General features: G+C 47.3%; 1 pseudogene. It reads left to right on the forward strand.

The features are described 5' to 3' along the window. A pseudogene (locus tag ACYP03_RS26600) lies at positions 1–264 on the forward strand (TRAP transporter permease); the annotation flags it as partial.

Here is a 264-nt window from a genome sequence, read left to right on the forward strand (position 1 = left end):
CTGTAGCGGCTATCGTTTTGTCAGCCTTTCAGATTTGGCAAGGGGTGACGGCAGAATTAGCGGCGCCTGTATTTCGTCCGGTACACCTGAGCTGGATTCTGGTATTAGTGTTTCTCACTCAACCATTAATCAAACAGAGTCATTCTTTTCCATTATATCTAGCGGCACGCAGTGTCGATTTTGGGTTGTCGGCAGCCACCATCTGGGCGACCTGGCACATTGTTCAGTTTGATTACGACGATATCAGTTTTTTACTGGATGGGT

The sequence above is a fragment of the Photobacterium sp. R1 genome, assembly GCF_054600795.1.